At 56.4% G+C, this 25108-nt stretch carries 21 protein-coding genes and 1 CRISPR repeat array; of the genes, 20 read left to right on the plus strand and 1 reads right to left on the minus strand.

The window, feature by feature from the left end; all coding sequences use genetic code 11:
• Positions 1-55: 55 nt before the first annotated feature.
• The 20 genes from F599_RS0108505 (at position 56) to F599_RS0108600 (ending at position 23318) form a co-directional block, all read left to right on the plus strand.
• Positions 56-619 carry an N-acetylmuramoyl-L-alanine amidase family protein gene (locus F599_RS0108505; RefSeq protein WP_019543100.1) on the plus strand — a complete coding sequence of 188 codons (564 nt, stop codon included), beginning with the start codon at positions 56-58 and terminating at the stop codon, positions 617-619.
• 226 nt (positions 620-845) lie between these two features.
• Positions 846-1139, plus strand: a complete 294-nt coding sequence (locus F599_RS0108510; RefSeq protein WP_019543101.1) for a hypothetical protein — start codon at positions 846-848, stop codon at positions 1137-1139.
• 396 nt (positions 1140-1535) lie between these two features.
• Positions 1536-2504, plus strand: a complete 969-nt coding sequence (locus F599_RS0108515; protein WP_019543102.1) for a malate dehydrogenase — start codon at positions 1536-1538, stop codon at positions 2502-2504.
• A 150-nt stretch (positions 2505-2654) separates the two neighbouring features.
• The gene (tadA, locus tag F599_RS0108520) at positions 2655-3161 is read left to right on the plus strand and encodes a tRNA adenosine(34) deaminase TadA (RefSeq protein WP_019543103.1); all 507 of its coding nucleotides are present in this window, start codon (positions 2655-2657) and stop codon (positions 3159-3161) included.
• A gap of 128 nt (positions 3162-3289) precedes the next feature.
• Positions 3290-5107 (plus strand): translational GTPase TypA, encoded by a 1818-nt coding sequence (typA, locus tag F599_RS0108525; protein WP_019543104.1) that lies wholly within the window; start codon positions 3290-3292, stop codon positions 5105-5107.
• 220 nt (positions 5108-5327) lie between these two features.
• Positions 5328-8198, plus strand: a complete 2871-nt coding sequence (gene uvrA, locus F599_RS0108530; protein ID WP_019543105.1) for an excinuclease ABC subunit UvrA — start codon at positions 5328-5330, stop codon at positions 8196-8198.
• 231 nt (positions 8199-8429) lie between these two features.
• Entirely contained in the window at positions 8430-9143 is a 714-nt protein-coding gene (locus F599_RS0108535; protein ID WP_156021979.1) for an acyloxyacyl hydrolase, read from the plus strand.
• Positions 9144-9203: 60 nt separating this feature from the next.
• Positions 9204-10223 (plus strand): type I-F CRISPR-associated endonuclease Cas1f, encoded by a 1020-nt coding sequence (gene cas1f, locus F599_RS0108540; protein WP_019543107.1) that lies wholly within the window; start codon positions 9204-9206, stop codon positions 10221-10223.
• Positions 10180-13458 carry a type I-F CRISPR-associated helicase Cas3f gene (gene cas3f, locus F599_RS0108545; protein WP_019543108.1) on the plus strand — a complete coding sequence of 1093 codons (3279 nt, stop codon included), beginning with the start codon at positions 10180-10182 and terminating at the stop codon, positions 13456-13458. Before cas1f ends, cas3f begins: the two co-directional genes overlap by 44 nt.
• 14 nt (positions 13459-13472) lie before the next feature.
• The gene (locus F599_RS0108550) at positions 13473-14675 is read left to right on the plus strand and encodes a type I-F CRISPR-associated protein Csy1 (RefSeq protein ID WP_019543109.1); all 1203 of its coding nucleotides are present in this window, start codon (positions 13473-13475) and stop codon (positions 14673-14675) included.
• Positions 14675-15589 carry a type I-F CRISPR-associated protein Csy2 gene (gene csy2 / locus F599_RS0108555; protein WP_019543110.1) on the plus strand — a complete coding sequence of 305 codons (915 nt, stop codon included), beginning with the start codon at positions 14675-14677 and terminating at the stop codon, positions 15587-15589. The genes F599_RS0108550 and csy2 overlap by 1 nt, the downstream gene beginning before the upstream one ends.
• Positions 15590-15639: 50 nt before the next feature.
• Complete coding sequence (gene csy3, locus F599_RS0108560) at positions 15640-16695, plus strand: type I-F CRISPR-associated protein Csy3 (RefSeq protein ID WP_019543111.1); 1056 nt, start codon at positions 15640-15642, stop codon at positions 16693-16695.
• Positions 16692-17264 (plus strand): type I-F CRISPR-associated endoribonuclease Cas6/Csy4, encoded by a 573-nt coding sequence (gene cas6f, locus F599_RS0108565; RefSeq protein ID WP_081626365.1) that lies wholly within the window; start codon positions 16692-16694, stop codon positions 17262-17264. Before csy3 ends, cas6f begins: the two co-directional genes overlap by 4 nt.
• A 210-nt stretch (positions 17265-17474) precedes the next feature.
• Positions 17475-18343: direct repeats of the CRISPR family, unit length 29 nt; unit sequence GTGAACCGCCGTGTAGGCGGCTTAGAAAT.
• A gap of 371 nt (positions 18344-18714) precedes the next feature.
• Positions 18715-19773, plus strand: coding sequence for a PhoH family protein (locus tag F599_RS13985; RefSeq protein ID WP_020700551.1), 1059 nt, complete (start codon positions 18715-18717; stop codon positions 19771-19773).
• On the plus strand, positions 19770-20243 hold the full coding sequence (ybeY, locus tag F599_RS0108575; protein ID WP_019543114.1) for an rRNA maturation RNase YbeY: 474 nt from the start codon (positions 19770-19772) through the stop codon (positions 20241-20243). Before F599_RS13985 ends, ybeY begins: the two co-directional genes overlap by 4 nt.
• A gap of 4 nt (positions 20244-20247) precedes the next feature.
• Positions 20248-21150, plus strand: coding sequence for a GTPase Era (gene era, locus F599_RS0108580; RefSeq protein WP_019543115.1), 903 nt, complete (start codon positions 20248-20250; stop codon positions 21148-21150).
• On the plus strand, positions 21140-21895 hold the full coding sequence (locus F599_RS13990; RefSeq protein WP_051081683.1) for a DUF502 domain-containing protein: 756 nt from the start codon (positions 21140-21142) through the stop codon (positions 21893-21895). Before era ends, F599_RS13990 begins: the two co-directional genes overlap by 11 nt.
• Positions 21895-22626: a DNA repair protein RecO gene (gene recO, locus F599_RS0108590; RefSeq protein ID WP_019543117.1), complete on the plus strand. Its 732-nt coding sequence runs from the start codon at positions 21895-21897 to the stop codon at positions 22624-22626. The genes F599_RS13990 and recO overlap by 1 nt, the downstream gene beginning before the upstream one ends.
• Positions 22627-22688: 62 nt before the next feature.
• A complete protein-coding gene (locus F599_RS0108595; protein WP_019543118.1) occupies positions 22689-22919 on the plus strand; it encodes a DUF4405 domain-containing protein in 231 nt (76 codons plus the stop codon).
• A 108-nt stretch (positions 22920-23027) separates the two neighbouring features.
• Positions 23028-23318 (plus strand): hypothetical protein, encoded by a 291-nt coding sequence (locus tag F599_RS0108600; protein WP_019543119.1) that lies wholly within the window; start codon positions 23028-23030, stop codon positions 23316-23318.
• 354 nt (positions 23319-23672) lie between these two features.
• Here F599_RS0108600 and F599_RS0108605 read toward each other — a convergent pair whose 3' ends face one another.
• Positions 23673-25055, minus strand: coding sequence for a pyruvate carboxylase subunit B (locus F599_RS0108605; RefSeq protein ID WP_019543120.1), 1383 nt, complete (start codon positions 25053-25055; stop codon positions 23673-23675).
• Between the last annotated feature and the right edge of the window lie 53 nt (positions 25056-25108).

Genomic DNA, 25108 nt, shown 5'->3' on the forward strand with positions numbered 1-25108 from the left:
AGATGGAAAAATCCGTTTACAAGATGTCACCATATCAGAGAAAGGAAGATGTGAAATGAAGGTATTTATTAACCCGGGGCACGACCAGAAGTACGACTCCGGCGCCGTCCATCCGAACAGCGGCCTGCGCGAGTGCGATGTAGCGGCCGAGGTCGGCGCGCTCGTCGTTGACTATCTCGAAGCGGCAGGCTGCGAGTGCCGTATCTTGCAGAGTGACAACCTTGCGGGGGAGTCAGAGTACTCCGACCGCCAGGGGAATACCGTTTGCGGCGAAGCGAACAACTGGGGAGCAGACGTATTCGTAAGCATCCATTGCAATGCTGCGAACTGCGTAGCGCGCGGGACGGAGGTCGAATGCTACGACGCAGACAGCGGCAACAACGGCGCGCAGCTCGCGCAGTGCATTCAATCGCAGATCGTCGATGCGCTAGGCACAACAGATCGTGGCATCAAGAGCCGCCCAGGCCTGCTCGTCCTGCGGCAGACAGATATGCCCGCCGTGCTCGTCGAGATGGCGTTTATCGATAATGATGAGGACGCGGCGCTCTTGACGGGTAAGACGGATGAGTTTGCGCGGGCAATCGCGCGCGGCGTGACAGACTACGAGCAGACGCTTTGATGTGCATCAAAACGTTATAAAATCAAGGGATTTTATAAATTTTGATGCGCAACCGTTATAAAATCAAGGGATTTTATAAACGGGCAGACGCTTTGACGTGCAAATCGACTCGTGCGAAAATCGTACGATTCTAAAAAGCGGCATGAAATTAGACTGATGAATGGGTGTAGTCTAAAAAGCAGCATGAAATTAGACTGAATGTAGGTTTCAGAAAGGATGATTCATTATGAGTAAGTGGACAGATATCAGAGACGGCGCGCTCGACGCGATGAAGCAGGGCGCACTCGATGTCGCCGAGGAGACGAAGCAGCAGTTTCTCACGAACTTTCTCGAGGCGGGCGTGCCAGTCATTGAAGAGTACGCGGCGCAGTTCTCCGCAAAAGTCAGGGAACAGTCAGCAGGCGAAGAGGGATGGTCGAAGATTCGCGACGCCATCGTGATTCCGTTCGCGGTGCAGATCGGACTCTACATCGGCAAGCAAATCTTGCAGACGGTGCAGACGCAGACGGCAGCGGCATAAGGGTTTCATAGTGGTTCGATTCTGATTGCAGAATAGGCGGCGGGGAGAAATCCTTGCCGCCTATTTTTATTTTTGTCTGCATTTTGTCTGCAATAGATACGGATGTCGTAAAAATATGATGAGGTACAAAAGACACTGCTTTCCTTTAATATATGGGCGTTCTAAGTGGTGAAAAGACATTTACGGAGAATATAATAATAGGTAAACTATAATTGCGGTTAATGATAAAATATGAAAATCGCGTTGTTTGTCGTTGATTTTCTGACTATTTTTTGTTATAATCAAGGCGTAGCAAGTCCTAAGTATGTCCCGCAGCGGATGGTATCTGGGACAAGGAGATGAAGCGTTCTCTCGATAGGGATGCGTCGTCTAGTTCATAAGGAGGCTGTTTATATTATGAAGGTAACAGTTGTTGGTGCAGGTAATGTCGGTGCAACGGTCGCGAATGTGCTCGCACAGAAGAACTTCGCGAGCGAGGTCGTCCTCGTCGATATCAAGGAAGGCGTTTCCGAGGGCAAGGCGATGGACATCATGCAGACGGCTCATCTGCTGAACTTCGACACGACGGTCACGGGTGTCACGGCGAAAATCGGCGATGAGGAAGGCTACGCTCCGACGGCTGGCTCCGACGTTGTCGTCGTCACGTCCGGCATGCCGCGCAAGCCGGGCATGAGCCGTGAGGATCTCATCGGCGTCAACGCGAAGATCGTCAAGAGCGTTGTCGACCAGGCCCTCAAGTATTCCCCGAATGCCATCTTCATCATCATCTCGAACCCGATGGACGCTATGACGTTCCTCACGCTGAAGGATTCCAAGCTGCCACGCAACCGCGTCATCGGCCAGGGCGGCATGCTCGACAGCAGCCGTTTCCGTTATTTCCTCAGCAAGGCACTCCAGAAAGCTGGCTATCCGGCTACGCCGACGGACATCGACGGCATGGTCATCGGCGGCCACAGCGACAAGACGATGGTGCCTCTGACGAGCGTTGCAACGTATCGCGGCATCCCTGTCAAGGAGCTCCTCACGAAAGAGCAGCTTGATGAGGCTGTTGCTCAGACGAAGGTCGGCGGCGCTACGCTCACGAAGCTCCTCGGCACCTCCGCTTGGTACGCTCCGGGCGCTGCTGCTGCTGCGATGGTCGAGGCGATCGCGCTCGATGCTAAGAAGCTCATCCCGTGCTGCGTCTACCTCGATGGCGAGTATGGCGAGAAAGACCTCTGCATCGGTGTGCCGGTTCTGCTCGGCAAAGACGGCGCAGAGAAGATCGTCGAGTACAAGCTCGAGGGTGACGAGAAGGCGAAGTTCGACGAGAGCGTCCAGGCTGCGCGCAACACGAACTCCAAGCTCGGCGACGCACTGAAATAAGCGTTTTGCACAAAGTGCAGCTCGGCTGCATGCGATAGAGGGTATCGCAGACACATTTCGTGCCTGCGGTATCGGACAAAGGGAGACCTCGCACGTCATGCGTGCGGGGTCTTTCTGTGTGGATATAGAAAAGGAGACGAGGAGGTATCTATGAAGCAGGAAGATGCGTTCTATATGCGCGCGGCGCTCGCGGAGGCGGTTCAGGCGTATGCGCTCGGCGAAGTCCCCATCGGAGCGGTGCTCGTCGATGAGACGGGAGAGATCGTCGCGCGCGGGCACAACCTGCGCGAGCGCGACCACGACGCGACAGCGCACGCGGAGATGATCGCGATCCGCGCGGCCTGCGAGCGCCTCGGGCGCTGGCGCCTCTCGGGGCTCACGCTCTATGTGACCATCGAGCCGTGTCCGATGTGTGCGGGCGCCATCGTCATGAGCCGCGTGGACCGCGTCGTGTACGGCGGCACGGACTACAAGGCGGGCGCCTGCGAATCGCTCTTCAATATCCCCGGCCATCCCGCGCTCAACCACCATCCGGAGGTGACGGCCGGCGTGCTCGCGGAGGAATGTGCGGGCATCATGAAGCGCTTCTTCCGTGAACGGCGGGCGAGGAAGAAGGCAGCGCAAAAAAATATTGACAAGAGTACCTGCCACGATTAGAATGAATAGTGTTGCTTCATCGAAGTATGGATGAAGCATGGATTGGAAGATTCGGATACCGGTGCGTATCCATTTTTTTTAAGGAACCGCTGATGAGGTTCCTTCCTAGGAGGCAGGTCTTAACAGATATGAGTACGAACGAGAAACTGAGAAACATCGCTATCATCGCGCACGTCGACCACGGCAAGACGACGCTCGTCGATGCCATGCTCAAGCAGAGCCATGTGTTCCGCTCGAACGAGCAGGTGGCGGAGCGCGTCATGGACTCCGGCGACATCGAGCGCGAGCGAGGCATCACGATTCTCTCGAAGAATACGTCCATCATGTACAACGGCATCAAGATCAACATCGTTGATACCCCGGGCCATGCGGACTTCGGCGGCGAGGTCGAGCGCGTGCTCAACATGGTCGACGGCGTGCTGCTGCTCGTCGACGCGTTCGAGGGGCCGATGCCGCAGACGAAGTACGTCCTGCGCAAGGCGCTCGAGCAGAAGCTCAAGCCGATCGTCGTCATCAACAAGATCGACAAGCCGAACCAGCGCGTCGACGATGTCTACGACGAAGTGCTCGAGCTCTTCATGGAGCTCGATGCCGATGACGATCAGCTCGATTTCCCGGTCATCTACGCGACGGCGCGCGACGGCATAGCGAAGTACAAGATGGAGGACGAGAGCGACAACCTCGAGCCGCTCATGGAGACGATCGTCAAGGAGATTCCCGCGCCGCGCGGCGATGCGGACGGCCCGCTCCAGATGATGGTCACGACGCTCGAGGCGGACGACTATGTCGGCCGCGTTGCGGTCGGCCGCGTGAGCCGCGGCAAGGCGCGCCCAAACCAGAACGTCGTGCTCATCAACGGTGACCAGGAGACGCGCGCGAAGATCGGCAAGGTCTTCGTCTATCAGGGCATGCAGCGCGTCGAGGTGCCGGAAGCGCCGATGGGTGAGATCGTGGCGCTCACGGGTCTCGGCGATGTGAGCATCGGCTATACGGTCGCGGACGCAGAGCAGCCGGAGGCGCTGCCGGCCATCCGCATCGACGAGCCGACGCTCTCGATGACGTTCGGTGTCAACACGAGCCCGTTCGCGGGCCGCGAGGGCCAGTTCGTCACGAGCCGTCATCTGCGTGACCGCCTGTTCAAGGAGGTCGAGACGAATGTCGCGATGAAGGTCGAGGAGACGGACTCGCCGGATGTCTTCAAGGTCTCGGGCCGCGGCGAGCTGCATCTCTCCATCCTCATCGAGGAGATGCGCCGCGAGGGCTACGAGCTCCAGGTCGGCAAGCCGGAGGTTGTCTACAAGACCATCAACGGTCAGCTCTGCGAGCCGATCGAGAACCTCACGGTCGAGGTGCCACAGGAGTACATGGGCGCTGTCATGGAGGGCCTCGGCACGCGCAAGGCGGAGCTCACGAACATGACGGAGACGGCGGGCTATATGCGTCTCGAGTTCACGATTCCGGCGCGCGGCCTCATCGGCTTCCGTTCCGAGCTCCTCACGAGTACGAAGGGCAACGGCATCATGAACCATGTGTTCCATGGCTATGCGCCGTACAAGGGCGATATCCCGGGCCGCACGCGCGGCTCGCTCGTGGCGTTCGAGCAGGGCGAGACGACGGGCTATGGCATCTATACGCTGCAGGATCGCGGCACGATGTTCATCTCCCCGGGCCAGCAGGTGTACGAGGGCATGATTGTTGGCGAGAACTCCCGCGAGAACGACATCGACATCAACCCGTGCAAGAAGAAGAACGTCTCGAACATGCGTACGTCCTCCTCGGATGAGGCCATCCGCCTCACGCCGCCGCGCATCCTCTCCCTCGAGCAGGCCATCGAGTACATCAACAACGATGAGCTCGTCGAGGTGACGCCGGAGAACATCCGTCTGCGCAAGGCGATTCTCGACCGCACGATCCGCGGCCGCAATGCAAAGAACGCGCGCAAGTAAATACCAAATACATACGATTTTCCAAGGGCTGTCGGCTGCGGCAGCCCTTTTGTGTTCCGCAGGATGAGCAAGGGGCGCAATCAGAGCGTTCATCCTCTATGCAGCGTTTTTGGTGGTTTATTAATAGCTCCTGCCTATCTGCCAAAAATGTTCTCGGCGCAGAGGGAAATATGGTATGATATTTCTTGAGTTCTGCATGAATAAATGAGAGGAATCTATCATGGAAAACAGTATCAAGATCAAGGGCGCACGCGCCCATAATCTAAAGAATATCAATGTGGAAATCCCGCGCGACAAGCTCGTCGTCATCACGGGGCTTTCCGGCTCGGGGAAATCTTCGCTCGCGTTCGATACGATCTACGCGGAGGGACAGCGTCGCTACGTGGAGTCGCTGTCGTCCTACGCGCGGCAGTTTCTCGGGCAGATGGACAAGCCGGATGTGGACAGCATCGACGGCCTGTCGCCGGCCATCTCCATCGACCAGAAGACGACGAGTCACAATCCGCGCTCGACGGTCGGCACGGTGACGGAGATCTACGACTACCTGCGCCTGCTCTTCGCACGCGCGGGACGGCCGCACTGCCCAAAGTGCGGCAAGCCGATCACGCAGCAGACGGTCGATCAGATGGTCGACCGCATCCTCGCGCTGCCGGAGCGCACGAAGCTGCTCATCATGGCGCAGGTCGTGCGCGGGAAGAAGGGCGAGCATAAGAAGACGCTCGCGCATATCCGTCACGAAGGCTACGTGCGCGTGCGCATCGACGGCGACATCTACGATGTCAATGAGGACATCGTGCTCGAGAAGAATAAGAAACACACCATCGAGGTCGTCGTGGACCGCCTCGTCGTGCGTGAGGGCATTGACACGCGGCTCGCCGACTCGCTCGAGACAGCGCTCAAGCTCGGCGAGGGCGTCGTCTATGTGCAGGTCGTCGGCGGCGAGCTTTTGATGTTCAGCGAGAATTTCGCCTGCGTGGATTGCGGCATCAGTCTGCCGGAGATCACGCCGCGCATGTTTTCTTTCAACAACCCCTACGGTGCCTGCCCTGTCTGCATGGGGCTCGGCAGCCACATGGAGTTCGACGAGGAGCTCGTGCTGCCGGACCCTGCGCTCTCCGTCGCGGCGGGCGTCTTTGCGCCGCTCTCGAAGAACCCGCACTCCTACGCGATGTGCGCCATGAGCTCGCTGCTCAAGGCGGCCGGCTACACGCTGGATACGCCGTGGCAGGACATCGACAAGAAGACGCAGAAAGCGCTGCTCTACGGTTCGGGGGAGACATGCTACAAGTTCGGCTACACGAATATGTTCGGCGAGCGCAAGGAATACAATGTGCCGTTCGAGGGCGTGATGCCGCTGCTCTCGCGCCGCTACCGCGAGACGGACAGCGACGAGATGCGCGAGTCGTATGAGAACTACATGACGCAGATCCCTTGCAAGGCCTGCCATGGTGCGCGCCTGCGCCCGGAGACGCTCGCCGTCACCGTCGGCGGCAAGAACATCTATGAGGTCACGGAGATGAATATCCGCGAAGCGGACGCCTTCCTCGGCAGCGTGGAACTTACGCCGCGTGAGGCGAAGATTGCCGCGCAGATCCTGAAGGAAATCCACGCGCGCCTCACGTTCCTGCTCAACGTCGGGCTCGACTATCTCACGCTTTCACGCGCGGCGGGGACGCTCTCGGGCGGCGAAGCGCAGCGCATCCGGCTTGCCACACAGATCGGCTCGGGGCTCACGGGCGTGCTCTATGTGCTCGATGAGCCGAGCATCGGCCTGCATCAGCGCGACAACAACCGCCTGCTCGCGACGCTCAAGAAACTGCGCGACCTCGGCAATACGCTCATCGTCGTCGAGCATGACGAGGACACCATGCGCGCGGCGGACTGCATCATCGACATCGGCCCGGGCGCGGGCGCGCAGGGCGGCCACGTCGTCGCGCAGGGGACGGCCGAGGAAATCGAGCAGGTGCCTGCATCCATTACGGGCGCCTATCTCTCGCGCCGCCGCTACATCCCCGTGCCCGCGAAGCGGCGGCCCGGCAACGGGAAATTCCTCGAGGTCGTCGGTGCGCAGGAGAACAACCTCAAGAATCTCCGCGTGAAATTCCCGCTCGGCACGCTCACGCTCGTGACCGGCGTCTCAGGCTCCGGCAAATCGACGCTCGTCAATGAGATCCTCTACAAGGGCATCGCCTCGCGCCTCTACCACGCGAAGGGGAAGCCTGGCAAGCACAAGGCCATCCGGGGGCTCGAGAACATCGACAAGATCATCGACATCGACCAGCAGCCCATCGGGCGCACGCCGCGCTCGAACCCCGCGACCTACACGGGCGTATTCGATGCCATCCGCGACCTCTTCAGCCAGACGAGCGAAGCGAAGATGCGCGGCTACAAGGCCGGGCGGTTCAGCTTCAACGTCAAGGGTGGACGCTGCGAGGCATGCCGCGGGGATGGCATCCTCAAGATCGAGATGCACTTCCTGCCGGACGTCTACGTGCCCTGCGAGGTCTGCAAGGGCGCGCGCTACAACCGCGAGACCCTCGAGGTGCGCTACAAGGGAAAGAACATCTCCGAAGTCCTCGACATGACCATCGACGAAGCGGTCGAGTTCTTCAAGAATGTGCCGCGCATCGCGCGCAAGCTCCAGGTCATCCAGGACGTCGGCCTCGGCTACATCAAGCTCGGCCAGAGCGCGACGACGCTCTCCGGCGGCGAGGCGCAGCGCGTCAAGCTCGCGACCGAGCTCTCGCGCCGCTCGACCGGGCGCACGCTCTATATCCTCGATGAGCCGACGACGGGACTGCACACCGCCGACATCCACAAGCTCCTCGACATCCTGCAGCGCCTCGTCGACGGCGGCGATACCGTCGTCGTCATCGAGCACAACCTAGACGTTATCAAGACGGCCGACTACATCATCGACCTCGGCCCCGAGGGCGGCAGCGGCGGCGGCACCATCGTCGCGACCGGCAGGCCGGAGGACATCGTGAAGGTTCCAGCATCCTACACGGGGAAATTCCTCAAGCCGCTGCTCGAGGAGGCAGCGCAGCAGGAAGGGAACAAAGATCACGACGGATCCCTCACGAAGGAATGAAAATCAAGGCTTAGGGAACCACTGATTCATTCAGCACTCCGTCTTCACGCGTCTGCACTGTCCTCTCGCCCTTGACAATCCTCAGCACAAAACGCGATGGAGCGTTTTGCCGCTACGCCTGCGGTTTGTCTCCTAGAGAGATACAATGCATCCACGTAAATCCGGAGTACTTCATTTCATCAGCGGTTCTTTAGACCTGGCACAGAAGTATGGAAAGGAAGCGTTTGCTTTATGAGGAAGAATACAATGCGTATGGCGGGAATCCTGGCAGTGGAGATGCTTTTTGCCACAGGGATGGCAGGTGCGGCGGCTCCCGTGAGCGCAGCAGATCATACGACTGCCGCATCAGGTGCAACAGCGGCCGCAACACCGCAGACGTCCACTGCGCCTGCCGCCGCTGAGGCGGGGGAATCCCAGCAGGTGCCGTCGCAGGAAAAGGAGCAGGCGGCATCGCAGGGAAGAGCGCGTGCCATCGACATCCAGATGGATTATTTCGAGGGGCGCTTTTTCAAGGAACGCAACATCGACCTCTACAACCTCCACGTCTTTTGGCAAAACCGCACGGTGCATCACCTCAAGACCTACTACGGGCTGACTGTTGAGCGCGCCGTCGGCTGCACGACGAAAGACGGCATCTACCGCGACTCCGAGGCCGTCGGCCTCGGCCCGGCCGTCCAGCTGCGCTGGGAGCGCCCGCTCGGCGGAAAATTCACAGGCAGCATCGACGGCACCGGCTCGTTGCTTCTCTACAATCACGCCCATCCCGCCGACGGACGCGCCTACGGCTTCCTCTGGCGCATCGGCCCGCGCCTCACATATCACTATACATCTCGCGATGCCGTCAGCCTCGCCTACATGTTCCATCACTCCTCGAACGGTATGAAGGACCATAACCCCGGCTACAACGGCGTCGGGTTCTCTCTGGGGTACGAGCATCGTTTCTGATGGCTGGGCGACGTAGATCACGCAAGCATGCGTGCGTTCGATGAGAAAGGAGTTTTGTTTATGGTTAGGGAACAAAGGGAATATTTAACGCCGACAGACTTGAAACATATTCTTTTTTCTAAACGTGCGAATCTATATTATCTCGAGAAATGCCGCGTCATGCAGAAAGACGGTCGTGTCCTATATCTGACGCAGGGCAAGAAGGAAAACTGCTATTACAATATCCCCATTGCGAATACGACAACCATTCTGCTGGGGACTGGAACATCAATCACACAAGCGGCTGTGCGGATGCTTTCCGCCGCGGGAGTCTTGATTGGCTTCTGCGGCGGAGGCGGCACGCCGCTTTTTGCTAGCACGGAAATCGAGTGGCTGAGTCCGCAGAATGAATATCGCCCCACTCAGTATGTACAAGGCTGGCTGGCCGGCTGGTGGGAGGAGGACAAGCGGCTTGCCGCGGCGAAAAAGTTCCAGCTTGCGCGGTGTAGTTTTCTCGAAACTGTTTGGAACCGAGATGCCGATCTGGCGGAAAATGGCATCGACGGAGAGGACGAGGCGGTGGAAAGCGCCTTGGAAACGTACCGCCATAATATCCAAAGAGCGCAGGATGTCCAGCATCTGCTTACCCATGAGGCGCATTTCGCCAAATCCCTGTATGCCTATGTAGCGGAAACTATGGATGTAGAGGATTTTGTGCGCAATCCGCGTGGCGGCGATCAGGCCAATAGGAATCTCGATCAGGGGAATTATCTCGCCTATGGTCTGGCGGCTTCGGCCCTCTGGGTACTTGGTATCCCGCATGGCTTTGCGCTCATGCATGGCAAGACGCGGCGCGGCGCGCTGGTATTTGATGTCGCAGATCTCGTGAAAGATACGCTGGTGCTGCCATTTGCCTTTATCGCGGCGAGCGAGGGACTGAGTGGACAGGAATTTCGGGAGATGTGCCTCAACAAGCTTGTCGAGCATAAAGCCTTGGACTATATGTATGAAAAAGTCAAAGCGCAAAGCCTGGCATGGAAGGAGGAAAAGGAACATCATGATGATCCTCATCGTCAGTCAGAGTACGAAGAAGGCAATTAAGACCACGCGCTGGATTCTCGATGCTTTCGCCGAGCGCGTTGGCACGGATGTCTGGCGGACTGTGATTACAGAGGAAGGCCTCCGTCAGGTGAAATCCCTTTTGCGCCAACATGCTACGAAAGATATGGCTGTGGCCTGTCATTGGCTCCGATCCCGGCATCAGAGCGAGCTTCTCTGGATCGTTGGCAACCGCAGTCGCTTCCGTGCAGATGGATGCGTTCCTGTGAATCAGACGGCAAAGGATCCGCGTCATCTCGACTGGGAAAACCAATGGGAGCGCATGCCGTTGCTGCAGGCACTCGTCGGCGTAGCGGGCCTTCTGCATGACTGGGGGAAAGCCAACGACACCTTTCAGGGAAAATTGACCGACAGAAGTGTCACGGATCCATATCGGCATGAGTGGCTTTCTTGCTGCCTGATCCGCGCACTTGTCCAGATGTCTGCTGATACAGGGGAAGATCAGGGATGGCTGGAACTCCTGGAGCAGGAGCATCTGCCGGAAGAAGAGCTGATCGCAGGTGTGACAGCACATCATACGGAAAAGCTGACGGGTCTGCCGCCAGCTGCACGGCTGATCTGCTGGCTCATCCTTTCGCATCACCGTCTGCCCACGCTTGATGAGGAAACAGCCAAAAATTATCGCGGTGCAGAAAAATTGGGGGATGAAGCAATCATATCCCTGCTCGATGCCTCCTGGAGCTATCGGAAGAAAACAGAGGCAGACGCCGTCTCCTTTTCGCATGGTCTGCTGGATGACTCGAAACTCTGGCATGCGAAGCTTCGCAAGTGGTGCAGCCGTTTGCAGGAAAATCTGTCTGCGCTTGAAAAATGCCGCGAGGAGAACGCCTTGCGCCCCTTGATGATTTATGCGCGGCTTTCCCTCATGTTGGGGGACTACACCTGCTCGTCGCAGCCGGCGGCAGCAGAATGGACGGGACAGACACGGCTTTTTGCCAACACATGGCAGGGGCAGAAGAAACAGAAACTGGATGAGCATCTCATCGGCGTTGCCCGCACGGCCGTACATAGTGCCTACGCTCTTCCGCGCCTGCCGCAGGAGGCTGAGCGCGTGCATCATGTTACGGCCCTGCGGCGCAAAAGCCCGAAGCGTTTTGTCTGGCAAGATAGAGCGGCTGCCAGACTGTCCCTGCTGCGGGAGAAGGAGCAGAAAGAGAGTGGCAATGCCCCGCACTGGTTCATCGTGAACATGGCCAGTACTGGCTGCGGTAAGACTTTTGCCAATGCCAAGATCATGCAGGCCATCTCTGAGGACGGCGATTCCCTGCGATATAGTCTGGCCCTCGGACTGCGCACCCTCACTTTACAGACCGGCGATGAGTATCGCCAGCGTGTCCACCTCGAGCCGGATGAGATGGCAGTACTCATTGGCTCTGAGGCGGTAAAGGAATTGCACGTGAAAGAACAAATGCAGGAAGAGCCCAGCCTTCATACTGAGGCGCAGGATTCCCTGGTACAGGGAGAACTCAACGGTATCTTCCCACAACAGGATGAGTTCTTGCAGGTGCTCTTTCCTGCTGGCAGCAGAAAAGAGCGCGCGCTCCTCTATGCGCCGGTTCTCGTATCGACCATTGACCACCTCATGCCGGCGGTAGAATGTACGCGCGGCGGGCGTTATCTTCTGCCCATGCTCCGCCTGCTTTCTACTGACCTCGTCATCGATGAGGTCGACGACTTTGCCGTACCAGACATGTATGCGATTGCGCGTCTCGTGCATCTTTCGGGAATGTTCGGCAGGAACGTGCTGATTTCCTCGGCTACCATTCCGCCTGATCTGGCGCAGGCACTCTTTTCTGCCTATCAGAGCGGTCTTGCCTGTTGGCAGGCCTTTTTCAGGCAGCCCGCGTCGCTTGCCTGCGGTTTCGTCGATGAGTTTTCTGCGCAGGATGCCCTGCTGTCTGCCAGCGGACAGACCTTTGAGATGGTTCAGCAGGGATTCCTCAAAAAGCGCATCAGCCATCTCCAAAAAGTACCTGCCAAGAGGAAGGGCGTTCTCGTTGATTGCGAGGAAGCCGCCAAAAAGGAGAGCGGAAAAGAAAAGCAGGAGGCTTATTTTGCTGCTATCAAAGGGGCAATCCTCTCCCTGCATGAACAGCACGGTTGGAAGGATAAAGAAACGGGCAAAAAAATCTCCATTGGTATGGTGCGGCTGGCAAATATCACGCCATGTGCGGCGCTTGGTAAATATCTGCTCCAGACACCTTTTCCCAAAGATATTGCACCACGCTTCATGGTCTATCACAGTCGGCAGGTTCTGCTCCTGCGCCACGAGCAGGAAGCCTATCTGGACCGGGTACTGAAGCGGAAGGAAAAGGCGGCGACTGAGTACGAGGTCAAAGACCCTATGATGCGGCACTGCATCGATCAGGCGAAAGAAAAGGAACTCATCTTTTTGGTGATTGCCTCGCCGGTCGAGGAACTTGGCCGTGACCATGATTTCGACTGGGCGGTCGTCGAGCCTTCCTCCTACAGGTCCTTTATCCAGCTTTCCGGGCGTGTTTTGCGTCATCGGCAGATTTCTGCAGCGATTCGTCTTCCCAATGTCGCCATTATGAGATATAATTTAAAAGGAATTGAAAATTCGCAGAAAAACTCCTTTGCCCGACCGGGCTATGAGGAGGGAGATTATTTGCTGCATACGCATGATCTCGCCGCACTCGTAGATACGGAAGCACTGGCATCCGGAATCGATGCGGTTCCGCGCATTTGGAAACGTGAGCCACTGCATCCCAAAGACAGTCTCATCGACCTTGAGCAGCAGGTTATGGCTGATTTTCGTAATCTGACGGAGCTCGGCCCGGCTTGCCTTCATGGTTGGCAGCAGGAAGACTGGTGGATGACAGGTCTACCGCAGCGGCTGCATCCCTTCCGCAAGGGGGAGGAGGATTTAGAGCTTTATCTGAGGCTCAACAACAAGAGGATTGTTTTTTACCAAAAGGGAGAGCGGGGAAATCCCGATCAGGAAATAGAAAAAATCTATCGCATCCAGCAGGAGGAAGACCCGCCTTCCGACCGTTTCTGGCTGGCGCGCAGCTATGAAAAGAGCCTCCGTGCGCTGGTCGAGCAGGAGATGGCAGAGGAACTCACCGAGGAAGATCTGAAGCGGGCTGCACGGAAATATGGTGTCATCGCCTATCCGGCGTATTGGGAGAACAGTTCCCGGATTTGCCGCTATTCCGATCAGTTTGGCCTTTATCAGGACAGGCCTGAGATGTAAAGGAGGAAAGATGCATGAGTATATTTCTGGATTTTTTGCAGGAAAAGGCAGACAAGAAGAAAAAAACAAAGGAGGAATGGCTGCAGGCAACGGCCCAAAATGCTGATAAGTGCCTTTTTGCGACACATATCGGTCGCTTTACTCATCCGAGCATTGACACAAAAGTGTCTTTTAGTGCGGGTACCCCATTAGTGCGTGTGACGGGGGTTGTTTCCTCCGCCGGCACCTGCATGGAAAAAGACGTAGCAACTGGGGCAAATTATCTGAGTACGGCGGATCTGGCATCTCTCGTACTGGAAAATGGCAAGACTGTATATGAGAATCTTCAGGAAGACAATCCAAACCTAAAAGACGATTTTTCGGCGCTTGCTGTTGACTATGATGAGATACGGGAAAAACTGCTTCAGATACCTGAGCATCATGTTCCGGAGGCAACCGATAATCGGCTGAAGCAGGTTTATTTCCCTGTTGATGGGGAAGGACAGTATCATCTGCTTTCCGTGCTGCCGCCGTCCAGTCTGACGGCGGAGCTGCAAAAGCGGATCAGGCAGGAGGACACCGCAGCGCGGGAGACCAAGGACAGCAAATCAGAAAATTACGGCCGCCCATATGACTTTGTGGCGGAACGAGTGGAATATAGTGTCGGCGGTACAAAGCCGCAAAACATTTCCCGGCTCAACAACTTACTGCATGGAACATTTTCTGCCTTGCTTTCTCTGCCTCCCCAGTTGAGCTCGGATGCGGTCAGAAAACCCCATCGGGATTTCTTTCAGGAAACGCTTCGGGATCTATACTATGATTCGTCGTTCTCCGATCATATTTTTGCGGTACACGACCTGCTCTTAGTGGATCGGAACAATAAAGATATTCGTCTGACATTGCGCCGACGGGAGGATGAGCTGATCGATGCGGTCATCTGGCAGGCTATGGCACTTCAGCAACTGCCGGGAGGCTGGACTGGAGCAGCAGAGAATCAGCTTCCGAAAGAACAGAAAATTTGGCTCGACCAGGCCTATGAAGAGGAGCGGCAGCAGGGCGGCTGGGAAGATATCATTGCCGGACAGATCGCCAGCTGGCTGTTGCGGGCCTATCGCCGCAAGTGTCAGGACAAGGCTGTGGTACTCGACGATGAAGTATGGAAAAATCTGCGTAAAAATGCCTTGTCGGCATTGCGGGACGATCTCGCAGACAACGCAGGAGAAAGGGGAATGATCTGATGAGCAGACAATATATCCTGCTCCCGCATATCGTCGTCCATAACGCCAATGCCATGAGCAGCACCTATACGGTCGGCTTTCCCGCTATGACAGCCTGGCTCGGCGCGTTTCACAGGATGGAGCGTGAGTTGAGGCGGAAAGACTGTCCAGCCTTGCGAATTACCGGCGTGGCCGTTGCCTGTGAGCACTTTCATCTGCAGCAGTATCAAAAAAATAAATTTGCGCCGATCAATTTGGCTATGACGGCCAATCCACTAAAAAAGAGTAAAAAAACAGGAGCCTATGAACGTCCGCCTTTTATCGCTGAAGCTCGCTGCGACATAAGGGTATCCTTTATCTTGAGGACAGAAGGGATAGAAGCAGAACAGTCGGATGATCTGAAAGAACGGATGCTTTCCCTTTTGGCGAGGCAGAAGCTGGCCGGCGGTGATATTGTATCCTTGCCAGAGAAGAAGCAGATACAGATGAAGCATCTGGAGGGCAGTGCAGAGGAGAGGAAGTTTATGCGGCGTCTCATGCCGGGCTTTGTCCTTGTTGAGCGAAAGGATCTTTTTGAAGCTTTAGAAGGCGATGATCTCGACAAACTGCTGACGGCGGTTTCTCTCCACGCTGAGCCTGTTTTAGATGAAACAACCGGCAAGATTGAAAAGTGGATGTATAGAAAGAACCTCGCGCAGGGCTGGGTGGTGCCGATTGCCGTTGGCTATCGGGATCTCTCCGGGGATAAGGCTCTGCACGTTGCAAATCAGCGCGATCCGCAGACAGAGCATCATTTCGTCGAACCTCTGGTCACCTTAGGAGAGTTCAAAATGCCCTACCGCTTTGAGCGGATCGAGGAGATTCTCTGGACCTATCACTATGGTCAGAGCCGCGGGCTCTATGAATGTGTCAATGACATATCAAAGGAAAGCTGAGTTCATCCGTGCTTCCCTGCGTATCAAGTAAAATAAAAGGAGAAATTATCATGGCAAAAGCAAAAAACAACATTCCTTCCGTACTGGCTTTCGAGAAAAAACTCGTCCCCTCAGATGGCTTTTTCTATGGCACGACTTGGGAGAATCGTCTGGACGCCGCCAGCAGCCGTCCTCTTTCCCTGGTAGAAAAGGCCGTGCGTGGCACGATTTCCAACCGCCTTTCTGCGAAGGACGCCGATCCGGCTAAACTCAATGCTAAGATGGAAGTGCCGAACTTGCAGCGCGTGGATTCCTGTGCCCTTGGTATGGAGCAGGATACGTTGCGCCTTTCCTTCACGCTCAAGGTCCTGAGCGGCATCGCGCATCCATCGGCATGCAATTTGCCGGAGTTCCAGGAAAGCTACGAAAAGACTGTCAAGGCCTATATGGAGCAGTACGGCTTTCGCGAAATTGCCCACCGCTATGCCATCAACCTGGCCAACGGCCGTTATCTTTGGCGCAATCGTCTGAGCGCGGAAGAAATCGAGGTTCATGTCACAGACGATGTGCATACATGGATCTTTTCCGCCTATGACTTTCCATGGAAAGATTTTGAGGAAGACGATCTTACGGATGAAGAAAAGCAAGGCGTCAAAGAGCTTGCGGCAGAGATTGCTGATGCTCTGTGCGGCAAAAAGAGCAGTGCCTTCTTCCACATCGATGCCTATGCTCGGGTAGGGGAAGGGCAGGAAGTTTATCCCAGTCAGGAACTCGTACTCGATACTAACAGCCGGAAAAATGAAAAGGGGAAAAAGAGCAAGATCCTTTATCAGGTGGACGGCATCGCGGCCATGCACAGCCAGAAGATTGGCAATGCCCTGCGCACCATTGATACCTGGTATCCTGCCTATGAGAAAAAACTCGGTCCGATTGCGGTCGAACCGTATGGTGCCGTGACTAGCCGGAGTCAAGCGTTCCGTACTTCAAAAGAAAAGGCTGATTTCTATACCCTGTTCGATTCGTATGCTTTGGGGAATCAGCTTTCCACCGAAGAAGATGAACACTACGTCATGGCCATGCTCGTGCGCGGCGGTGTCTTTGGACAAGGGTCAAAGGAGAATGAATGATGAAATATTATCAAGAGCTGACTCTGCTGCCAGACTCCGAAATACCTCTCTTTGCCCTTTGGAGCAAAGTCTATGAAACTGTCCACATCGCTTTGGCGGAAGACGGCAGCGGCGAGATAGGCATCTCTTTTCCGGATTATGGAGATACGGCGTTCCCTTTGGGAGATAAAATAAGGATCATTGCTTTCTCGGCGGAAACTTTGGAACAGCTGCAGTTGAAAAAGAAGCTGAACCGGTTGCAGGATTACTTGCACATGAAAAGCGTCAAACCGGTGCCAGAGAAAAAAGTCCATTCCTATGCCAGTTACAGCCGCTGGCACAAAGAGAATACGAAAGAGCAGAAAGTGCGCCGCTACCTGAAGCGCCACAGCGATGTGACTGAAAAGGAGGCAAGGGACCTGTTCCCAGGGAATCAATACGGCAAGGAACCGCCGTTTGTCCAGATGAAGAGTTGCTCTAACCATCACCGCTATCAACTATATATCAAAAGAACGGAGAAGCAAGAAGAGGTGAATGGTCTGTATACTACCTTTGGTTTGTCCATGGATGCGACGGTCCCTGAGTGGTAAAATACCAAAATTTTTTAGGTAGTAGGAAGCCCGTGAAATATAGAGGCTTGTCAACGATGAAAAATTTTTGGTAAAATAAAAAGGTCGGTTGCAATACCCTGTAATGATGGGCTTTTTTGCTTGTGTATATGCAGTGAACAGCCGTGTAGAGTGAACCGCCGATTACTGTTACCTCTAGGTACATCTGCTGTTCGTGAACCGCCGTGTAGGGTGAACCGCCGTGTAGGCGGCTTAGAAAATTATACCACGTTTTCAGTCAGCCATCGATTAGTGAACCGCCGTGTAGGCGGCTTAGAAAATTGCATACATTGCCTTTCTGTATGCAACCCTGTGAACCGCCGTGTAGGCGGCTTAGAAAATGCCGTCGATATTGTCTGCCGCTTCGCCGTGGTGAACCGCCGTGTAGGCGGCTTAGAAAAGAAACAGGTTCAGAACTTCGAGTGGTACGTTGTGAACCGCCGTGTAGGCGGCTTAGAAAAGCATCCCGGGCGGAAAGCCCAATCGCCGAACGTGAACCGCCGTGTAGGCGGCTTAGAAATTTCGCGTGATCTTCCACAAACTCGCCGTTCTGTGAACCGCCGTGTAGGCGGCTTAGAAATAAAGGATGTAGCCGAGTATCTTGAGTACGAGGTGAACCGCCGTGTAGGCGGCTTAGAAATTCGCCGCCTTAGTCACTTCCTGCGGCTTCCCGTGAACCGCCGTGTAGGCGGCTTAGAAAGTCTGGACGGCCTGCACGACACGGAACTTGATGTGAACCGCCGTGTAGGCGGCTTAGAAAGCAACGAGTGCAGAATTTGATAGCCATGATAAGTGAACCGCCGTGTAGGCGGCTTAGAAATTCAGCACTGCGGCGCGCTTGCTCTCTTCCGCGTGAACCGCCGTGTAGGCGGCTTAGAAATGTGAGACTTGTACGGCGTGATGTCCTCCCACGTGAACCGCCGTGTAGGCGGCTTAGAAATGTCAAGCAAGCGGCAAAGAAAGCCGCAAGCAGTGAACCGCCGTGTAGGCGGCTTAGAAATATCATGGGAAACGCCCTTTTTCTTTCGCCTAGTGAACCGCCGTGTAGGCGGCTTAGAAATGCGACATCTCCTCCTCGGCGTAGAGAAAGAGGTGAACCGCTCGAAAAGCGTCCAGGCGTGAACGGTGAGTTTCCTCGGCGTAGAGAAAGAGGTGAACCGCCGTGTAGGCGGCTTAAAAAAGGGAGAACTTCCTTCGTACGACATCCTGCGTCGTAAAAGTCAGGAAGCTCTCCATCGGCCTTTGCTGTAATAGAACTCTTGACATGCGTCATGGACCGACAGGGAATTTTTATGTCTCGTGTAGGTTCACCATGCATATGTGAAAACCAACCTCTGTAAGTCTGTCCGTATTCTTGCACACATAGCAGAAACGGTTTATAATTCCATATAGTAGTTTCTTTCCTATATGTTGCGTGAAGGTGGTTTGTTTTTTGCGAGAGAAAGAGCCTGTGGAGAAGGTCATTTATTTTGAGGATCAGAAGGAAGCGTACAGTCTGCTCGGGGGGCGGGATGAGTTCATCCGCGTCTTTCAGGAGAATTTCGATTGTCAGATGGTGAGCCGGGGAGACAGGCTCGAGATTCTCGGCGCGCCGGAGGAGGCGGGGGCTGCCGCGCATGTGCTCGAGGAGCTCCAGTATCTCTATCGGCAGGGAACGCAGATTACGATGCATGAGGTACGCTATGGCATCCAGCTGGAGAAGCGGGGCGAGGGGGAGGCGCTGCACAAGCTCTTTAGCGACACCATCCTCGTGACGGCCAAGGGACGTCATGTGCGGCCGAAGACGCTCGGCCAGCGCGTCTATCTCGAGGCCATTCGCAGGAACAGTATCACGTTTGGCATCGGGCCGGCGGGCACGGGCAAGACGTATCTCGCCGTCGTCATGGCGGTGGCGGCGCTGCGCACGAAGGAAGTCAACAAGATCATCCTCACGCGCCCGGCGGTCGAGGCAGGGGAGCGGCTAGGCTTCCTCCCCGGCGACCTGCAGGATAAGGTGGATCCGTATCTGCGCCCGCTCTACGATGCGCTTCAGGATATCCTCGGGCTCGACATGTACCAGAAATTCATGGCGCGCGGCATCATCGAGATTGCGCCGCTTGCCTATATGCGCGGACGTACGCTCGAGGATGCTTTCATCATCCTCGATGAGGCGCAGAATACGACGGATAAGCAGATGAAGATGTTCCTCACGCGTCTCGGCTTCGGCTCGCGCATGGTCGTCACAGGCGATCTCGGTCAGGTGGATCTGCCGCGCGGCGTGACGAGCGGCCTGCGGCAGGCGAGCGAGATCTTGGATGGCGTCGAGGGCATCGGCATCGTGCGCCTCGCGCCGCTCGATGTGATCCGTCATGATGTCGTCACGCGCATTGTCAAGGCGTACGGCGCCTATGAGGAGCAGCAGAAAAAGCAGCGCGAGCAGCGTCAGGCGAGGCGGCGACGCCAGTATGGCGAGCGGGCGGAGGCTGCGGCAGAAAGCGAGGTGAAGGCATGAAGGTCATCATCAGCAATTATCCGGAGGAGCTCAGCTTCCCGACGGAGATCGAGGAGAATGTGCGGGCAGCTGCCGAGAAGGTCGGGGAGCTCTACGGCGTCGAGAACGGCGAGGTCAGCGTGACGCTCACGAACAACGACTACATCCACCAGCTCAACCGAAAGTATCGGCAGATTGACCGGCCGACGGACGTGCTGTCCTTTGCGCTCAACGAGAGCGAGGAGCCTGACATCGAGAATGGGCCGGATATCAACGTGCTAGGGGATATCATTCTTTCCGTCGAGCGTGCCGAGGAACAGGCGGCGGACTATGGGCACAGCCTGCGGCGGGAGATCGCCTTCCTGACAGTGCACGGCATGCTGCATCTCCTGGGCTACGATCATATGGAGGAGGCGGATCGCCTCGAGATGGAGAAGGAACAGCGCTACGTCATGGAGCAGCTGGGCATCTCAAGAAATGAAGGAGCGTGATGCTATGAAAGAGAAACAGCATAAATCGGGATTCATCGCCGTCATCGGTCGGCCGAACGTCGGCAAATCGACACTCATCAACAGCCTGATCGGGCAGAAGATCGCCATCATGAGCGACAAGCCGCAGACGACGCGCAACAGGATTCTCTGCATTCTCACGCGGCCAGAGGCGCAGATTGTCTTTCTCGATACGCCGGGCATCCACAAGCCGAAGCACAAGCTCGGCGAGTATATGGTCAAGGCCGCCGAGGGCACGCTCAAGGAGGTCGACGCCATCTTCTTCGTCGTCGATGCCACGGAGAAGATGGGGCCGGGGGAATATTATATTCTCGAGCGCCTGCAGGCGACGGCAAAGCCGGTCATCCTCGTCGTCAACAAGCTCGACCTCATCGAGAAGGAGCAGGTGCTGCCCATCATTTCTCATTATACCGACAAGTATCCCTTTGTCGGTGTCGTGCCCATCTCGGCGAAAGAAGAGACGAACCTCGACGCGCTCATCGAGGAAGTGGAGAAATACCTGCCCGAGGGGCCGCAGTACTATCCGGAGGACATGGTCACGGATCAGCCGGAGCGGCTCATCGTCGCGGAGCTCGTGCGCGAGAAGGCGCTCCAGCTCACGCGCGACGAGGTCCCGCATGCCATCGCCGTCGACGTCGACGAGATGAAGGCGCGGGACAACGGCGACACCTACATCCGCGCGACCATCTATGTCGAGCGCGATTCGCAGAAGGGTATCCTCATCGGCGCGAAGGGCTCCATGCTCAAGGAGATCGGCAAGCTCGCGCGCGCGGACATCGAGATGCTCCTCGGCACGCGCGTCTTCCTCGACCTCTGGGTCAAGGTGAAAAAGGACTGGCGCGACCGTGACAGTGTCTTGAGAGGGTTTGGGTTCGGCAATGAACAATGAGAAACGCAGGGCATTGCGGCGGGTGATATCCCGCCGCTTCATCAATGGCCTGATTCTGCTCGTTCCCATCGCGATCACGCTTTTCGTCGTAGCGGAGACGCTGCAGTTCACGGAAGGCGTGCTGGGGAAGCACCTCCCGTTCTATTTCCCCGGCATGGGCATCATCACGCTCGTCCTGTTCATCTACTTTGTCGGCTGGCTCTCTTCCTACTGGTTCATGCGGCGCTGCATCCGCATGGGCGAGCGCCTGCTCGGGAAGATTCCCGTCGTGAAATTCATCTACAACAGCGTCAAGCATCTTTCGACGGCTGTCTTCGAGTCGAACAGCATGTTCGACCGCGTCGTGCTCGTCCCCTTTCATCAGTCAAAGGCGCTCGGTTTCATCATGGCGGATGTGCCGCAGGCGCTCAAGGAGAAGCTCGGCGATGACTATGTCTGCGTCTTCGTCCCTTGGAGTCTCAACATGACCTCGGGAACGAATCTCTTCGTCAAGGAGAGCGATGTCATCTACCTCGATATCAGCAGCGAATCCGCACTGCAATATATGCTCACAGCTGGGGCCGTCATGCCAAAGAAGATCGGGCAGCCTCCTCTGTCGCAGCGGGATAATGGGGAGCAGATTTCTTTGGAGAATCACGGCGCGCAGGATGAGAAAGAGAGCAATAAGCAGACCGCGCCGGAGCAGGAAGAGGGCGCGGCATTTGCGTCTGACGCGCGGACAGGAACAAAAGGGGAGCATCGCTGATGGCGCGCTACACGGCATCTGCACTGGTTCTCGGCGTGCACAACTGGGGCGATGCGGATAAGATCGTCACGCTCTTCACACGGGAGCGCGGACTCATCCGGGCCGCGGCCTTCGGCGCGCGCCGCCCGAAAAGTCCGCTTGCAGCGGGACTGCAGATGTTCAACGAGATCGAGGCGGAGCTCACGGAGGGACAGCGGCTTGATACGGTGCGGACGGCCTCACTGCTCCATCATCCGAAGAAGCTCAGCGAGGATCTTGCGGCGATGTCCTACGGCTCGTTCGTCGCGGAGCTCGTGCGCGAGTTCCTGCCGGAGAAACAGCCGGAGCCCGCGATCTACACACTGCTCGGCAAGGTGTTCGCGGCGTTCGAGACGCGCAACGCACGCATTGTCGCACTCGTGGCCGCGTATCAGCTCATGGAGCATACGGGGCTGCAACTCTCCTATGAGCGCTGCGCACATTGCGGGAAATTGCTGGAGGGGGACGCTTTTTTCAGCGAACAGGCGGGCGGCGCGCTCTGCGCGGAGGATAGGGCCGCGGATGCCGTGCCCTATCCGGCGCAGTTGCGGGAGTTCCTCGCGCGCATCTTTGCCTATGACTGGCGACCAAATGCGTCGTCCACGGTCACGCGGGACAATCTCCTCGCGGCGGAACAGATGCTCATCGGCTACTTGCAGCGGCTCTTAGGGCATCCACTCAAATCGCTCGTCTTCATCCATCAGCTGGGGTGATGGTGCTGTGACAGCTGGAGGGAACTGCCTTAGGGGGGTGCGAATAGAGAGGTTACACCACCATGAAGAGAAATTTCATACTGGACATACTGCTCGTAGTGAGCACCTTACTCTGTGCTGTAACAGGCATCGTATTGGATTTTCATCTCTTTTCCGGCGGCCGCAGCGTCAAGATGCTTTTGTTTACGATTCATAAGTGGAGCGGGTACGGCATGGCCATTCTTGTGGCTTTGCATTTTGCTTGGCATTGGAACTGGTTGCGGTATGCGGCGAGGACTTTGTGGAAACGCTGAGGATCGGGGTGCGTTGTTTGTCAGTATGGAGGCCGTTTGGAGATGGTAATGGACGGCATTCCTGCTGCGCCCATGCGGGCGATGGATCGCGAGAGGGAGAGAAGAACTATGGTTAGATGCGCACATTGCGGCAAGTCTCTGGATGAGAAGGAAGCGCTCCGCCACAAAAAGAAGGACGGCGGGGAGGAGATCATCTGCAGGGATTGTTTCAAGGAAATCACGGGGATTGATTATCAGACGTTTGCTTATCGGCGGGAAAATGCGAAACAGACCATCTTTGCTGTCGTGTTCTGTCTCGCGGCGACGGTCTATGCCTTTGTCGAGAAGGGCGCGCTCTGGGGCGTGCTCGGTCTGGTGCTGACGGTGCTTGTGTATCTCTTCGCAAGCAAGGCGCGTTGATGGCCGAAAAATATACGAATATAATGGATAACGAACGAGGCGCTGATTCTTTCGTCACTTTTTCTAAAAAGATGAGCCGTCGCTTTCCCTTGGAGGAGAGCGGCGGCTCGTCTTTATCTTCTTTACTGCAAGGGCGGGCGCACAATGTCCACAAAGTGGACGTTTGTGCGTTGAGTTTACTACGTAAATCCCCAAGAACGCAAGCCGCAGGCGCAGCGCGATTGGTTGGATTTACTGCAAGGGCGGGCGCACAATGTCCACAAAGTGGACGTTTGTGCGTTGAGTTTGTTATGGAGAGAAAACGAGGGCAGTGCGCCGTGCACTGCCCTCGCTGTGTTTCGTATATGGGAACTTTTAACGGCGATATGCCGTGATGGACTGATAATGCTTCTTGAAGAACTCCTCTGCGACCTGCGGGAAGAGCGCGTAGGAAAGCACGTCCTCATCCGTCGGGTTCAGGAAGCCCTTGCCGATGAGCTCCGCCTTAAACTGGTCGAACGTCTCTGCCTTTGCATCCTCGACGGAGCAATCCTCGATGATATCGCTCTCGGCGATGTGGAGCGTCTTCGTGAGGAAGTCGTGATCCACAGGCACCGGCGTGCGGCCGAACTTGCCGCGTGCGAGATCCTTGAATTCGTTCGGTACCATCTTGTAGCGCTCGCCGCTCATGACGTTGAACGTTGCCATCGTGCCGACGATCTGGGAGGACGGCGTGACGAGCGGCGGATAGCCGATATCCTTGCGGACGCGCGGCATCTCGTCGAGCAGATCCTGATACTTGTCCTCCATGCCGGCTTCCTTGAGCTGGTTCGCGAGGTTCGAGAGCATACCGCCCGGAATCTGGAAGTCGAGAACGTTCGGATTGATATCGAAATAGCCCTTGAGGTTGAACTCTTTGATGAGGCGTTTCTTGACCTCGAGGAAGTGTTTGGAAATCGGCGTGAGTTGCTGGACGTCGATGCCCGTATCATGTTCCGTGCCCTCGAGCATGCGGATCATCGTCTCCGTGCAGGGCTGGGACGTATCGGAGGAGAACGGCGCGAGAGCGCAGTCGATGATATCGACGCCGGCCTCGACGGCCTTGAGGTACGTCGCGTGGCCGAAGCCGGACGTGCAGTGCGTATGGAGCTCCACAGGGATGTCGAGTTCGCTCTTGAGCTTCTTGACGAGATCCTCTGCAACGTACGGTTTTAGCAGGCCGGACATATCCTTGATGCAGATGGAGTGGCAGCCCATCTCCTGCAGCTCCTTGGCGAGCTTGACGAACGTATCATTGGTATGCACCGGGCTGATGGTATAGACGAGGCAACCCTGGACCTCCGGTTTCTCTGGGCAGTTCAGCGCCGCATTGATAGCGACCTTGAGATTGCGGACATCGTTGAGCGCATCGAAGATGCGGAAGACACCGATGCCGTGCTGGGATGCCTTCTGGACGAATTTCTCGACGACATCATTGGAGTAATGATTGTAGCCGAGGAGGTTCTGGCCGCGCAGGAGCATCTGGATCGGCGTCTTGAGTTTCGACTTCAGCGTATCGAGACGCTCCCACGGGTCCTCATCGAGGAAGCGCAGGCAGGTATCGAAGGTGGCACCACCCCATGCCTCGAGAGCCTTGTAGCCGACCTGGTCAAGCGCAGCGAGCTGCGGCAGCATATCAGAGAGGTGCATGCGCGTCGCACAGAGCGACTGATGGCCATCGCGCAAGACGGTTTCCATGATTTTCACAGGTTTTGCCATAATAAAACACTCCAATGCTTTAATAATCCTAGATTATCCCTTGTGGCACAAAA

Origin of the sequence: Selenomonas bovis DSM 23594 (assembly GCF_000381005.1) — a bacterium.
GTDB lineage: Bacteria > Bacillota > Negativicutes > Selenomonadales > Selenomonadaceae > Selenomonas_C > Selenomonas_C bovis.